This is a genomic window from Malikia sp., from assembly GCF_028687635.1.
Taxonomy (GTDB): Bacteria; Pseudomonadota; Gammaproteobacteria; order Burkholderiales; family Burkholderiaceae_C; genus Malikia.
In genome coordinates this window covers 96,110-109,502 of the sequence record NZ_JAQTZS010000002.1, presented here as the reverse complement: position 1 = coordinate 109,502, position 13,393 = coordinate 96,110, and the positions used below count along the sequence as shown (strand labels likewise).

Annotated in this window: 12 protein-coding genes; 8 read left to right on the top strand and 4 right to left on the bottom strand. The window is 66.6% G+C overall.

Translation table 11 applies throughout. The features are described from left to right. Positions 1-5 precede the first annotated feature (5 nt). The 3 genes from PHR85_RS02000 to PHR85_RS01990 are packed head-to-tail and all read left to right on the top strand — an operon-like array spanning position 6 to position 5,083. Positions 6-2,987 carry a DEAD/DEAH box helicase family protein gene (locus PHR85_RS02000; RefSeq protein ID WP_300049790.1) on the top strand — a complete coding sequence of 994 codons (2,982 nt, stop codon included), beginning with the start codon at positions 6-8 and terminating at the stop codon, positions 2,985-2,987. After that, positions 2,984-3,697, top strand: a complete 714-nt coding sequence (gene serB, locus PHR85_RS01995; RefSeq protein WP_300049788.1) for a phosphoserine phosphatase SerB — start codon at positions 2,984-2,986, stop codon at positions 3,695-3,697. The genes PHR85_RS02000 and serB overlap by 4 nt, the downstream gene beginning before the upstream one ends. A 36-nt stretch (positions 3,698-3,733) precedes the next feature. Further along, positions 3,734-5,083 (top strand): DEAD/DEAH box helicase, encoded by a 1,350-nt coding sequence (locus tag PHR85_RS01990; RefSeq protein WP_300049785.1) that lies wholly within the window; start codon positions 3,734-3,736, stop codon positions 5,081-5,083. Between the two features lie 54 nt (positions 5,084-5,137). On the opposite strand, the gene PHR85_RS01985 is transcribed toward PHR85_RS01990, so the two are convergent. Then, the gene (locus PHR85_RS01985) at positions 5,138-5,449 is read right to left on the bottom strand and encodes a DUF6172 family protein (protein WP_300049782.1); all 312 of its coding nucleotides are present in this window, start codon (positions 5,447-5,449) and stop codon (positions 5,138-5,140) included. A 115-nt stretch (positions 5,450-5,564) separates the two neighbouring features. On the opposite strand from PHR85_RS01985, the gene PHR85_RS01980 reads away from it, so the two are divergent. After that, complete coding sequence (locus tag PHR85_RS01980) at positions 5,565-6,185, top strand: 3'-5' exonuclease (RefSeq protein WP_300049779.1); 621 nt, start codon at positions 5,565-5,567, stop codon at positions 6,183-6,185. Here the strand turns inward: PHR85_RS01980 and PHR85_RS01975 are convergent. Beyond that, positions 6,160-7,362: a PLP-dependent aminotransferase family protein gene (locus tag PHR85_RS01975; protein WP_300049776.1), complete on the bottom strand. Its 1,203-nt coding sequence runs from the start codon at positions 7,360-7,362 to the stop codon at positions 6,160-6,162. The two genes, PHR85_RS01980 and PHR85_RS01975, sit on opposite strands and share 26 nt — an antisense overlap. Before the next feature lie 15 nt (positions 7,363-7,377). Here PHR85_RS01975 and nth point away from each other — a divergent pair, with 15 nt between their 5' ends. The 4 genes from nth (at position 7,378) to PHR85_RS01955 (ending at position 10,372) form a co-directional block, all read left to right on the top strand. Then, positions 7,378-8,019: an endonuclease III gene (gene nth, locus PHR85_RS01970; protein WP_300049774.1), complete on the top strand. Its 642-nt coding sequence runs from the start codon at positions 7,378-7,380 to the stop codon at positions 8,017-8,019. Beyond that, the gene (gene aat, locus PHR85_RS01965) at positions 8,016-8,780 is read left to right on the top strand and encodes a leucyl/phenylalanyl-tRNA--protein transferase (protein WP_300049771.1); all 765 of its coding nucleotides are present in this window, start codon (positions 8,016-8,018) and stop codon (positions 8,778-8,780) included. The genes nth and aat overlap by 4 nt, the downstream gene beginning before the upstream one ends. Before the next feature lie 7 nt (positions 8,781-8,787). Beyond that, the gene (locus tag PHR85_RS01960; RefSeq protein ID WP_300049769.1) at positions 8,788-9,531 is read left to right on the top strand and encodes an arginyltransferase; all 744 of its coding nucleotides are present in this window, start codon (positions 8,788-8,790) and stop codon (positions 9,529-9,531) included. Between the two features lie 61 nt (positions 9,532-9,592). Continuing rightward, entirely contained in the window at positions 9,593-10,372 is a 780-nt protein-coding gene (locus tag PHR85_RS01955; RefSeq protein WP_300049768.1) for an IclR family transcriptional regulator, read from the top strand. A 5-nt stretch (positions 10,373-10,377) separates the two neighbouring features. Here PHR85_RS01955 and PHR85_RS01950 read toward each other — a convergent pair whose 3' ends face one another. Both PHR85_RS01950 and PHR85_RS01945 read right to left on the bottom strand, forming a co-directional pair. After that, on the bottom strand, positions 10,378-11,544 hold the full coding sequence (locus PHR85_RS01950) for a D-alanyl-D-alanine carboxypeptidase family protein (RefSeq protein WP_300049767.1): 1,167 nt from the start codon (positions 11,542-11,544) through the stop codon (positions 10,378-10,380). 115 nt (positions 11,545-11,659) lie between these two features. Next, positions 11,660-13,201 (bottom strand): 2-isopropylmalate synthase, encoded by a 1,542-nt coding sequence (locus tag PHR85_RS01945; RefSeq protein WP_300049765.1) that lies wholly within the window; start codon positions 13,199-13,201, stop codon positions 11,660-11,662. Positions 13,202-13,393: the final 192 nt, after the last annotated feature.

The following is a 13,393-nucleotide window of genomic DNA, read 5'->3' as shown; positions in this document are numbered from 1 at the left end:
ACGGCATGGCGGCTCAATTCCAGTATGTGCGCCTGGCGCACCAGGCGCAGGCGGTCGAAGCCATCGCCGAAGTCTTCACCGACGTGAACTTCGTCTCGCCGGTCGGGGTGCAGGCCAACCCCGTCTTCATGCCGGCCCAGGCGCACAAGACGCTCAAGGCCAACATCGAGCGGGTGCGCGCGGCCAAGCGCATCAGCGCCGGCGCGGTGCAGGTGGCATCAAGCGCCACGCCGACGCTGTCGCTCGACGTGCTGATGGAAACCGGCACCGGCAAGACCTTCACCTTCATCGAGACCCTCCACAAGCTGCACCAGCAGCACCGGCTGTCCAAGTTCATCGTGCTGGTGCCCAGCAACGCGATCCGCCAGGGCACGCTGAAAAGCCTGCAAAGCACGGCCGCCTTCTTCGCCAAGGAGTACGACAACCAGAAGATCAACGTCTTCAACTACTCCGACAAGACGGTCAAGGGCTTCATCCACGCGGCCAACCACGGCATTTCGGTCATGGTGGCGACCTACCAGTCGTTCGCTGGCGACAGCAGGCTCATCAACAAGCGCGGGGTCGAGGCCAACCTGTTCGGCCACGCCAGGAGCTACATGGAAGCGCTGGCCGCGATCCGGCCGGTGCTGATCATCGACGAGCCGCACCGCTTCGAGGGCAGGCAGACGCAGGAATACCTGGCCAAGTTCGACCCGCTGTTCACGCTCCGCTTTGGCGCCACCTTCAAGAACGACGAGTTCAGGAACCTGATCCACACCCTCGACAGCCTGGAAGCCTTCCGCCAGCGTCTGGTCAAGGGCATCACCGTCGATCAGGTGGGCAGCGCCGCCGACAGCGACCAGCTGCTGTGCCTGCAGCAGGTCACAGGTAGCGCCAAGGAACGCACCGCCCATGTCAGCTACCAGACCCTGGCCGGCAAGGCCGCCACGGTCGAACTGCGCAAGAAGGACAACCTGGGCGAAAAGACCGGCATCGGCTTTTTCGACGGCCATGTGGTGGAAAACGTCACCACCAAGGAACTGCTGTTCAGCAACGGTTTCTCGATCCTGCTCGGCGAGCCCAGCTCCTACAGCATGCTGGCCGATGACCTGCAGTCCTTGATCATCCAGCGCAGCATCGGCAACCACTTCGAGCGCGAGCAAGCCCTGTTCAAGCGCGGCATCAAGTCGCTGAGCCTGTTCTTCATCGATTCGGTGGCCAAGTACCTGCCCGAGGGCGGCAAGCCCGCCACAGTGCGCGAGGCCTTCGAGCGCCACTACCGCCAGCAGCTGACCGAGACCCTGGCCCACGACGATCTCGACCCCGGCTACCGCGCCTACCTGGAGCGCACGCAGGACGACATCGGCCGCGTGCACAAGGGCTATTTCGCGCGCTCGCACAGCGAAAAGGGCGAGGAGGAAGCCATCAAGCTGATCCTGCAGGAAAAGGAAAAGCTGCTGTCCTTCGACACCGATCTGCGCTTCATCTTCTCGATGTGGGCCTTGCAGGAGGGCTGGGACAACCCCAACGTCTTCACGTTGTGCAAGCTGGCGCCCAGCCAGTCCAGGATCACCAAGCTGCAGCAGATCGGGTGCGGCCTGCGGCTGGCGGTCAACCAGCAGCTCGAACGGGTGCAACCCGATGACGCGGCGTTCGACGAGATCAACGACCTGGTGGTGGTGGTGCCCGCCAGCGAGGGCGATTTCGTCGCCGCGATCCAGAGCGAGATCAGCGCGCACAGCGTGCAACAAGTGAGCCGGACATTCGACGACAGCGTGCTGGTCAACAACGGCATCGCACCGAGCACGCGGGTGGCCCAGCGGGTGCTGGACGCACTGGCCACCCTGCAGGTCATCGCACTGGACGACATCAGCGGTCAGGCCACGCTGCTGCTGGAGCGGCCAGCCTATCAGGGCCTGCGCCCCGGCATCAGCGCGGCCTTGCAGGGCATTGCCGGACTGGACTCCAGCCATGCACAAGCCATGCTGGCTTATCTGGACGCCTATTACGAAGGCTCGGGCCAGATCAAGTCCAAGCAGGACAAGCTCAAGCCCACGCTGACACTGCATGCGGGTCAGTTCCAGCAATTCAAGCAACTGTGGGACAACCTGAACCGCGACGCAGTGCTGCACTACGAGCTGGAAACAGAGCCACTGATCCAGAACATCCTGCAGCGCATCGAGCACGGCTTCGAGATGCGGCCCTTGAGCCTGAGCGTCACGCGCACCACGCAGGTCGAGACGCTGCACCAGGTGCAAGACACCACGCAGCAGTACCAGATCAAACCGCACTCGGTCTACACGCTGTCGAGTTTCGTGCGGGAGTTGGCCAACCAGACTCGGCTGTCACTGCATACGGTGGGCGAGATTCTGCGCCGCATGCCCAAGTCCAAATTCGACCAGATCCGGCACAACGAGAATCGCGCCCTCGTCACGCTGCGCGACCTGATGCTGCGCTGCGTTCATGAGCTGCTGATCCACCGGGTCAGCTACGAGTTGCGCGAGATTCGCGTCAAGACCTCGCTGACCGACAACAGCGGCCAGCTGCTCAAGACCATCCCGGTCTCGCTGTGTGGCACGGAAACGCACGCCATGCTGAACCAACAGGTGCGCGCCCGATCGCTCTATCAGGACGACTTCATGCCGGTGGACAGCCAGATCGAACGCGACACGGTCGATGAGTCGAACCAGCAGCAGGTGACGGTTTTTGCCAAGCTGCCCAAGATCAATATCCCGACGCCGGCCGGCCACTACAACCCGGATTTCGCCTATGCCGTCCAGACCAAGGGCATGACGCAAGCGCTGTACCTGGTGGTGGAAACCAAGGGCTACGACAGCCCAACTGACATCCCCGAAAAGGAACACTGGAAAATCCGCAGCGCCGAGCGCTTCTTTCAAGCACTGCAGGCCCAAGGCATACCCGTCAGCTACAAGACCAAGATCAACGGCGACAAGCTCAGCCAGCTGATCGGCGAAATCAACCCTACCATTATCAAGACCACCCCATGACCACCGCCACCGAATTCGCCCCCGGCCTCGTGATCCAGCACTTCAGCGCCCCGCTCAAGCTGTCCGACTTCAAGCTGATCGCCTTCGACATGGACTCGACGCTGATCAGCATCGAATGCGTCGACGAGATCGCCGACGCGGTCGGCCGCAAGGCCGAGGTCGCCGCCATTACCGAGGCCGCCATGCGCGGCGAGATCACCGACTTCAAGGACAGCCTGCGCCGGCGCGTCGCGCTGCTCAAGGGCGTGACCGTGGCCGACATGGAGCGCGTCCATGCCGAGCGACTCCAGATCAACCCTGGCGCGCAAGAGCTGATCGCCGCCTGCCAGGCCGCCGGCCTGAAGGTGCTGCTGGTCTCGGGCGGCTTCACCTATTTCGCCGACCGCGTCAAGGCGCGGCTCAACATCGACTTCGCGCGTTCCAACCGGCTCGAAATCGAGCACGATGTGTTGACCGGGCGCATGATCGAGCAATGCTGGGGCGACATCTGCGACGGCGCCGAGAAGCGCCGCACGATGCTGGAAGTGGCCTCGCTGCTGGGCATCACGCCCGGGCAATGCATCGCCATGGGCGACGGCGCCAACGACCTGCCGATGATGGGCGCGGCCGGCCTGTCGGTGGCTTACCACGCCAAGCCCAAGGTGCGCGAGCAGGCCATGGTCGCGATCAACGAGGGCGGCCTCGACCGCCTGCTGGAAGTCCTGGCCTGAGCCGCCTTGGCACCGCAGGCCCTACACTCCCACCCCATGTCATTTGCCTCCCTCGGTCTGTCCTCCGCGCTGATTAACGCCACCCGCGAGCTCGGTTTCTCCACGCCCACCCCGGTCCAGGCCGAGGCGATTCCCGCCATCCTGCGCGGCGCCGATGTCCAGGCCCAGGCCCAGACCGGCTCCGGCAAGACCGCCGCCTACGCCCTGCCCGTGCTGCACGGGCTGGCCAGCCAGCCCATCGGCGGCTACCGGCGCCAGCTGCGCGCGCTGGTGCTGGTGCCCACGCGCGAACTCGCGCTGCAAGTCGGCGAACTGCTGCGGGACCTGGCCGCGCGCCAGGCCGGCAGCGCGCGGCAAGTGCTCAAGGTGCAGGCGCTCTATGGCGGCGTCTCGATCAACCCGCAGCTGCTGGCCCTGCGCGGCGGTGCCGACCTGGTGGTCGCCACGCCTGGCCGGCTGCTCGACGTCATCGAACACAACGGCCTGCAGCTCGACCAGGTGCGCCAGCTGGTGCTCGACGAGGCCGACCGCCTGCTCGATCTCGGCTTTGCCGATGAGCTCGACCGTGTGCTCAAGCAACTGCCAGCCCGGCGGCAGAACCTGCTGTTCTCGGCCACCTTCCCGGCTGGGGTGCAGGGACTGGCCGACGCGCTGCTGCGCGAGCCGGTACGGATCCGGATCGAGGCCGAGGTGCAGGCGCCGCTGACCATCGAACAGCAGGCGATCGCGGTCGATGCCGACAAGCGCACCACGCTGCTGCGCCATCTGGCCAAGGAGCAGGGCTGGAAGCAGGCGCTGGTCTTCGTCGCCAGCCAGTACGCGGCCGAGCATGTCGCCAACAAGCTCTACAAGAACGGGGTCTACGCGACCGCCTTCCACGGGGGCCTGAGCCAGGGCGGTCGGCGCCAGGTGCTGGACGAATTCAAGTCCGGCCGCTGGGACATCCTGGTCACGACCGACCTGGCCGCGCGCGGCATCGACATCGAAGGCCTGCCGGTGGTGGTCAACTACGACCTGCCGCGCTCGGCGGTGGACTACCTGCACCGGATCGGCCGCACCGGACGGGCCGGCGCCAGCGGACTGGCCGTCAGCTTCGTGAGCGCGGACCAGTTCGCGCACTGGCGCCTGATCCAGAAGCGCCAGTCGCTGCAGCTCGAACTGGCAACGGTCGCCAGCTTCGAGCCCTCGGGGTTCGAGGAAGCCGCCGCCGTCCCGGCCGAACCAGCGCGACCGGGCAAGCTGCCACCGGGCACCGGCGGCATCAAGGGCAAGCGCCCGAGCAAGAAGGACAAGCTGCGCGCAGCGGCAGCTGCTGCGGGCGATGCCGGCACTGGGCAGGACGCGCCTGAAGGCGGATCGGCCAACGGCCAGTCAGCCACTCAGTAGGCATCGAGCCCGATGCCAGCCCGACTCAGCGCCGGCCGGCATCCAAGCTAGGCCTCAGGCCAGATCGCCGTCCTGGGACGCGACGCGGGCACCGCGCACGCCATGCTTGGCCAGGATCTCGACATAGACCTGGGTCGCGCCGCCCTGGGCTGCTTCATCGACCTTGCCGATCAGCTGGGACAGGTGCACCGTCTCGGCGCTGTCCTGGCTCAGGCCGAAGCGGCAGTCGAAGTCCCAGTAATCGACGCCGGCGGGCAGGTCGCGGCGGCGTTCGCGCTTGAGGTACTTGCGCAGTTCGTGCTTGAGCGCGTCGAGCACGCGGTCCGGGTGCCTGCCTTCGATCTGGAGCGGGAATGTTTTCTTCATGGTTATCCTGATGGCTAGCAGCGGGGCCGAATGGACGCGCTGCGGGAGCGTGATTATGCGTCGGCCGGCGCCCGCCCGGACCAGCGGCGTTGCGTTATGCTGCGCGCCAACCCCTATGAAAAGCCGCCCCCTCCCCCCCAGCAAGGAGCAGATCGACCTGCTCGCCCCCTTCGACCGACTCGAACTCGAACGGATCGAACTGATTTCCACCCCGGTGCAGGCGCAGCGCGCCGCCCTGGCCCTGCGCGCCAGCAGCGCCTGGGGCTTCGATACCGAATCCAAGCCGACCTTCACGGTCGGCGAGGCATCCGACGGCCCCCATGTGGTGCAGCTCGCGACGCTGGAGCAAGCCTGGGTGTTCCAGCTGCACGACCCGGACTGCCGGGACGAGGTCGCCACCCTGCTGGCCTGGCCGGGCGCGGTCAAGGCCGGTTTCGGCCTGGGCGACGACAAGAAGCGCATCCAGTCCAAGCTCGGCATCGAGCCGGCTCGGGTGCACGAGCTCGGCCACGACTTCCGCCAGCGCGGCTATCGCCAGCAGATCGGCGTCAAGTCGGCGGTCGCGCTGCTGTTCGAGCGCCGCTTCGCCAAGTCCAAGAAGGCCGCCACCTCGAACTGGTCGCGGCTGGACCTGAGTGAATCGCAGCTGCTCTACGCGGCCAACGACGCCTGGGCAGCGCTGCGCTGCTACCACGCGCTGGCGCCGCAGCTTACAGCGCGCGCGCCAGGCGGCTGACGCCCTCGCGGATCTTGTCCAGGTCCGAAGTCGCGAAGCTCAGGCGCAGCGTCGCCGGGTCGGGCTGCTCGCAATAGAAGGGCGCGCCTGGCACGAAGGCCACGCCCTGCTCGATCGCGCGGCGCGAGAATTCGTTGCCGTCGGTGACCTTGCCATTCGCGCCGGTCAGGCGCGCCCAGACGAACAGGCCGCCCTGCGGCGCGACGAATTCGATCGCGTCGCCCAGCTCGGCGCGCAGGCCCTCGCACAGGGCCTGCGCCCGCTCGGCATAGACGGCGCGCGCCTTTTCGAGGTTGGCCGCCATGCGACCGGACTTGAGGTACTGGGCGGCGGTGGCCTGCGCGAAGGTACTGGAGTTGGCGTCGCTGAACTGCTTGCACATCACGGCCTTGGCCAGCAGCTCGGGCGGCGCGACCATCCAGCCCAGGCGCAGGCCGGCCGACAGCGTCTTGCTCAAGCTGCCGCAATGCACCAGGCAGTCGCGGCTGCCCGGCACCTCGGCGCTCAGCGCCAGCAGACTGGGCGGCGGCGGCGCGTCGAAATACAGGTCGCCGTAGGGATCATCCTCGACGATCAGCGTCTGGCGCTTGACGGCGAGTTCGAGCACGCGCTTGCGGCGTTCCAGCGTCAGCGTGGCGCCGCTCGGGTTGCCGAAGGTCGGGATCAGGTAGACGAACTTGGGGCGATGCTCGACGATCAGCTGTTCCAGCCGCTCGACATCGACGCCTTGGCCATCCACCGGCGCGCTGACCAGCTCGGCGCCGTAGAGGCGGAAGCACTGGATGGTGGCCAGGAAGGTCGGACCCTCGACGATGACCTTGTCGCCGGGCGAGATCAGCGTCTTGCCCAGCAGGTCGAGCGCCTGCTGGCTGCCGGTGGTCACGATCAGCTGCTCGGGCGCCACCTGCGCGCCCTTGGCCTGCATGAAGCTCGCGAGCTGCTCGCGCAGCGGCGCGTAGCCCTCGGTCGCGCCATACTGCATGGCACCGGCCGGTTCCTGCTCCAGCGCGGCCAAGGTAGCTGCGCGGATGCCGTCGACATCGACCAGCGCCACATCCGGGAAGCCCCCGGCAAAGCTGATGATGCCGGGCTTGCCCAACAGCTTGAACAGCTCGCGGATGGCGGAGGTTTCGACCTTGTCGAGTCGGTCGGCGAAGCGGACGGCGGAGGCGCTCATGGGAAAATCGGTGGAATGAAAAAGGAACAGATCGAGCGCTTCTTCGCCACCTTGCAGGCGGCCAATCCGCGGCCCGTGACCGAGCTTGAGTATACGAGTCCGTTCGAGCTGCTCTGCGCCGTGCTGCTGAGCGCGCAGGCCACCGACGTCAGCGTCAACAAGGCCACGCGCCGGCTGTTCGGAATAGCCAATACGCCGCAGCAGATGCTGGAGCTGGGCCAGGAGGGCCTGGAAGAGCAGATCAGGACCATCGGCCTGTACCGCGGCAAGGCCAGGCACCTGCTGCAGACCTGCCAGATCCTGCTCGACCAGCATGGCGGCCAGGTGCCGCGCACGCGCGAGGAACTCGAAAAATTGCCCGGGGTCGGCCGCAAGACCGCCAACGTGGTGCTCAACGTCGCCTTCGGCGAGCCGACCATGGCGGTCGACACCCATGTCTTCCGGCTCGGCAACCGCACCGGGCTGGCCCCCGGCAAGACCCCGCTGGAGGTCGAGCAAAAGCTGCTCCAGCGCATCCCCGCAAAATACCTGGAGCATGCGCACCACTGGCTGATCCTGCATGGGCGCTATGTCTGCACCGCGCGCAAGCCGCATTGCGACCGCTGCGCCGTGACCGACTGCTGCGACTACCCGAACAAGACTCCCGCTGCAACATGACAAGACCCCGCCCCGTACCCTGGCTCGAACCCGGCCAGCCCTTCCCGTCGGTCGATCGGGCCTGGGGCGCCGGCGACCCGGCGCCGGGCCTGCTCGCGGCCGGTGGCGCGCTCGACGTGGCCACGCTGCTGGCGGCCTACCGTCGGGGCATCTTCCCCTGGTTCTCGCAGGGTCAGCCGATACTCTGGTGGAGCACCGACCCGCGCATGGTGCTGCGCGTGGCCGACTTCAAGCTGCAGCCCTCGCTGCGCAAGACCATCCGTGCCGGACTGCGCGGCGGCCGGCTGGAGGTCCGCTTCGACCATGACTTCGAGGCCGTGATCCGTGCCTGCTCCAGCAGCCCGCGCCCGGGCCAGGACGGCACCTGGATCCTGCCCGAAATGGTCGCGGCCTACTGCGCGCTGCACCGCGCCGGCCACGCGCACAGCGTCGAGACCTGGTGGGATGGCGAACGGGTGGGCGGGCTCTACTGCGTCGCCATCGGCCGCATGGTGTTTGGCGAATCGATGTTCAGCCGGCGCAGCAATGGCTCCAAGATCGCGCTCGCGGCGCTGGTCGCGGCCTGCGAGTCCTGGGGCGTCGAGGCCATCGACTGCCAGCAGAACACCACCCATCTGGCCTCGCTCGGCGCGCGCGAGCTGCCGCGCGGCGAGTTCCTGCGGATCGTGCGGCGCCATGCGGCGCAGCCTGCCCCCGAATGGCGGCTCGACCCCCTATACTGGTCCGCATGGCTGGACCGTCCGTCACCCAAGACCCCATGAGCGCCGCATGAACCCGGGCCAGGAACTCCCGCTGCAGGCGCTGCAGTTCTACGCCACGGCGCCCTACCCCTGCAGCTACCTGGAGGGCAGACAAGCGCGCTCGCAGGTCGCGACGCCCGGCCACCTGATCCACAACGACGCCTACTCCGAACTGGTCACGCGGGGCTTTCGCCGCAGTGGCCTGTTCACCTACCGGCCGCACTGCGAGGGCTGCCAGGCCTGCATCCCGCTGCGGGTCGATGCGGCGCGCTTCGCGCCCAGCCGCAGCCAGCGCCGGGCGCAAGCCCGCCACGGCGAGTTGCAGGCCCGTGTGCTGAGCCTGGCCTTCGACCCCGTCCACTACGAGCTCTACCTGCGCTACCAGCGCGCGCGCCACGCCGGTGGCGGCATGGACCAGGACAGCGTGGACCAGTACGGCCAGTTCCTGCTGCAGAGCCGGGTCAACTCGCGCCTGGTCGAGTTCCTGCTGCCCGCCACCGACAGCGAGCCAGAGCGGCTCAAGATGGTCTCGCTGGTCGACGTGCTGGCCGACGGTCTGTCGGCCGTCTACACCTTCTACGAGCCCGAGGCCGGCGCCGCCTATGGCACCTACAACGTGCTGTGGCAGATCGCGCAGGCCAGGCAGCTGGGCCTGCCCTGGGTCTACCTGGGCTACTGGATCGGCCTGAGTCCCAAGATGGCCTACAAGCGGCATTTCGTCCCGCACCAACTGCTGCGCGAAGGTGTCTGGAGCGAGGATCCGGTGGCCTGAAACAACACTCCGGGCCGCATGTCATTTCATCTTGTAAAATGGCAGTGATGATTTTCATGCCATGACCAGACGTCCAGACCTCATTCCCACCCACCCCAGCGTTCAGGTGATCGCACGCATTTTCACGCTGATGGATGTGCTTGCCTCGCGCGAGGAAGCGGTCTCGCTCAAGGAAATCAGCGAGAAGACCGGACTGCATCCCTCGACCGCGCACCGCATCCTCAATGACCTCGCGATCGGACGCTACGTCGATCGGCCCGAGCCCGGCAGCTACCGGCTGGGCATGCGCCTGCTCGAACTCGGCAACCTGGTCAAGGCGCGCCTGAGCGTGCGCGACACCGCGCTCGGCCCCATGCGCGAGCTGCACAAGCTGATCCAGCAGCCGGTCAACCTGAGCGTGCGCCAGGGCGACGAGATCGTCTACGTCGAGCGCGCCTACAGCGAGCGCTCGGGCATGCAGGTGGTGCGCGCGATTGGCGGACACGCCCCGCTGCACCTGACCTCGGTCGGCAAGCTGTTCCTGGCCGCGGACGACCCCCAGCGCGTGCGCGCCTACGCGACGCGCACCGGCCTGATGGGCAACACGACCAACAGCATCACCCAGCTGCTGACCCTGGAGCGGGAGCTGCAGCAATGCCGCCAGCTCGGCAGCGCGCGCGACAACGAGGAACTCGAACTCGGCGTGCGCTGCATGGCCGCCGGCATCTACAACGACCAAGGACGGCTGGTGGCCGGCCTGTCGATCTCGGCACCGGCCGATCGCCTCGACGAGGGCTGGCTGCCCAAGCTGCAGGCCACGGCCGATGCGATCAGCCGCGCGCTGGGCTGCCCCGGCAAATAAGCGGCTCAGCCCTTGCGCAAGACCAGGCGCTCGATCGAATCGGTCGAGGCGACCGACTCGACATAGCGCCGCACCCGCTGCGCGTCACCGATGCGCGCCGACTTGTCGGCCGCGTCGAGGAAGACCATGATGATCTGGCGACCCGCCAGCTTGGCCGACATCACCATGCAGCGACCAGCCTCCGAGATGTAGCCGGTCTTTTGCAGGCCGATCTCCCATTTCGGGTCGGCCGTCAGGCGGTTGCTGTTGTGGTACTGCAGGACGCGCCGGCCCGATTCGACCGCGTACCCCTGCGAGGTCGAGAATTCACGCAACAGCGGGCGCTGGTAGGCGGCCGCGACCAGCAGCGCGAGGTCGCGCGCGCTGGAGCGGTTCTCGACCGACAGGCCGGTCGGCTCGATGTAATGGGTATCGCGCATGCCGAGCTCGGCGGCCTTGGCGTTCATCAGCCGCACGAAATTGACCATGCCACCGGGATAGGTCCGGCCCAGCGCATGGGCGGCGCGATTCTCGCTCGACATCAGCGCCAGGTGCATGGCCTCGCCGCGCGTCAGCCGGGTGCCGACCGACAGCCGCGAACCCGTGCCCTTGTAGATATCGAGGTCATCCTCGGTGATCATGATTTCCTCGTCCAGCGGCAGCTTGGCATCGGCCACCAGCAAGCCGGTCATCAGCTTGGTCAGCGAGGCGATCGGCATCACGACCTTGTCGTTCTTGCTGACCAGCACCTCGCGGCTGTTCTGGTCCATCACGAACACCGCGTTGGCGCTGAGCTTGGGCAGCTCGTCGGCGGCGGCGGCATCGGGTTTGTGATGATCTGCGGCGTTGACAGCGGAAACCGCCGCCAGTGCGCCACCGGCCACCGCCGCGGACTTGGCCGCGACCACGGCGGCGCGGCGTGCCTTGCCGGACTGGGGACGGGCCACGCTGGCGTCGGCCTGCACGGCCGCCTTGGCGGCGGCACGCCTGGCGCGCGCCGAAACCACGGGCGCCTTGGCGGCCACCTTCACCTTGGCGTTGGCCTTGGCTTTCACCTTCTGTGCGGCGACGGGTTTCTTCTTGACGGGCGCGCCCGCAGCCATGAGAGAAGGCGGCGCCATCAGGGAAAGCGTCACCCCCAAACTCAAGGCAGCGGTCGCACGGCGCAGCCACTGAAGCTTGCTATGGGTCATTTGCTTACACTCCAAACTCATAAAGAACTAACACCTAGAAGTATAAAACGATGGCAAATGACTAGCAATATCAAATTAATTACCGGGAGTCTAGGAGGTCGACTCCCATAAGGAATCAGAGCTGGGCCGCGACCCGCTCGACCTTGCTGTGCAGCTTGTTGAGCGCGCTCAGGTAGGCCTTGGCCGATGCGACCACGATGTCCGGGTCGGCACCGACGCCGTTGACCACGCGACCGCTGTGCTGCAGTCGCACCGTGACCTCGCCCTGGCTCTCGGTCGAGCCGGTCGTGATCGCGTTGACCGAATACAGCAGCAGCTCGGCGCCGCTGTTGACATGCTGCTCGATCGCCTTGAGCGAGGCGTCGACCGGGCCGTTGCCATCGGCTTCGCCGGTGAACTCCTTGCCGTCGACCGTGAACACGACCTTGGCGCGCGGACGCTCGCCGGTCTCGCTGTGCTGCGCCAGCGAAACGAGGCCGTACTGTTCCTTGGCGGCGGTCACGCTCTCGTCGCTGACCAGGGCCAGGATGTCCTCGTCGAAGATCTCGCTCTTGCGGTCGGCCAGTTCCTTGAACTTGGCGAAGGCGGTGTTGACCTCGCCCTCGGACTCCATCTCGATGCCGAGCTCCTTCAGGCGCTGCTTGAAGGCGTTGCGGCCGCTGAGCTTGCCCAGCACGATCTTGTTGGCGCTCCAGCCCACGTCCTCGGCGCGCATGATCTCGTAGGTGTCGCGCGCCTTCAGCACGCCGTCCTGGTGGATGCCCGAGGCATGCGCGAAGGCGTTGGCGCCGACCACGGCCTTGTTGGGCTGCACCACGAAGCCGGTGGTCTGGCTGACCATGCGGCTGGCCGGCACGATCTGGCTGGTGTCGATGTTGACATCGAGGCCGAAATAGTCGCGCCGGGTCTTGAGCGCCATCACGACCTCTTCGAGCGAGCAGTTGCCGGCGCGCTCGCCCAGACCGTTGATGGTGCATTCGACCTGGCGCGCGCCGCCGATCTTGACGCCGGCGAGCGAGTTGGCCACCGCCATGCCGAGATCGTTGTGGCAATGCACCGACCAGATCGCCTGATCCGAGTTGGGCACCATCTCGCGCAGGGTCTTGATGAAGTTGCCGTACAGCTCGGGGATGGCGTAGCCCACCGTGTCGGGAATGTTGATCGTGGTGGCGCCTTCCTTGATCACGGCCTCGACCACGCGGGCGAGGAAATCGAGCTCGGAGCGGTAACCGTCCTCGGCGCTGAACTCGATGTCGCCGATCAGGTTGCGCGCGAAGCGCACCGAACGCTTGGCCTGCTCCAGCACCTGCTCGGGCGTCATGCCCAGCTTCTTCTCCATGTGCAGCGGCGAGGTGGCGATGAAGGTGTGGATGCGGGCGCGGTTGGCTCCCTTGAGCGCCTCGGCCGAGCGCGCGATGTCGCGCTCGTTGGCGCGCGCGAGCGAGCAGATCGTCGAGTCCTTGATGTGATCGGCGATGGTCTTGACCGACTCGAAGTCACCATTGGAGCTGGCGGCAAAACCGGCCTCGATCACGTCGACCTTCAGGCGCTCGAGCTGGCGCGCGATGCGCAGCTTCTCGTCGCGAGTCATGGAGGCGCCGGGAGATTGCTCCCCGTCACGCAAGGTGGTGTCGAAAATGATCAGTTGGTCGCTCATTTGGTACTCCTTGAAGCCGGCTCGTGGCCGACACAGACAAGACCCCCGCAGCATCCAAGACAAACGGCCCGCTGCGGGTGCATGCGGGCCGTTGGTGTGGAAAACGCGCGCGCTATCCAGCCTGCCCTTGTGGCATCGGCGCTAGTAGCAGTTGGCGTGCGGATTTCATGTCGAGCAATGTATCACAAAGCC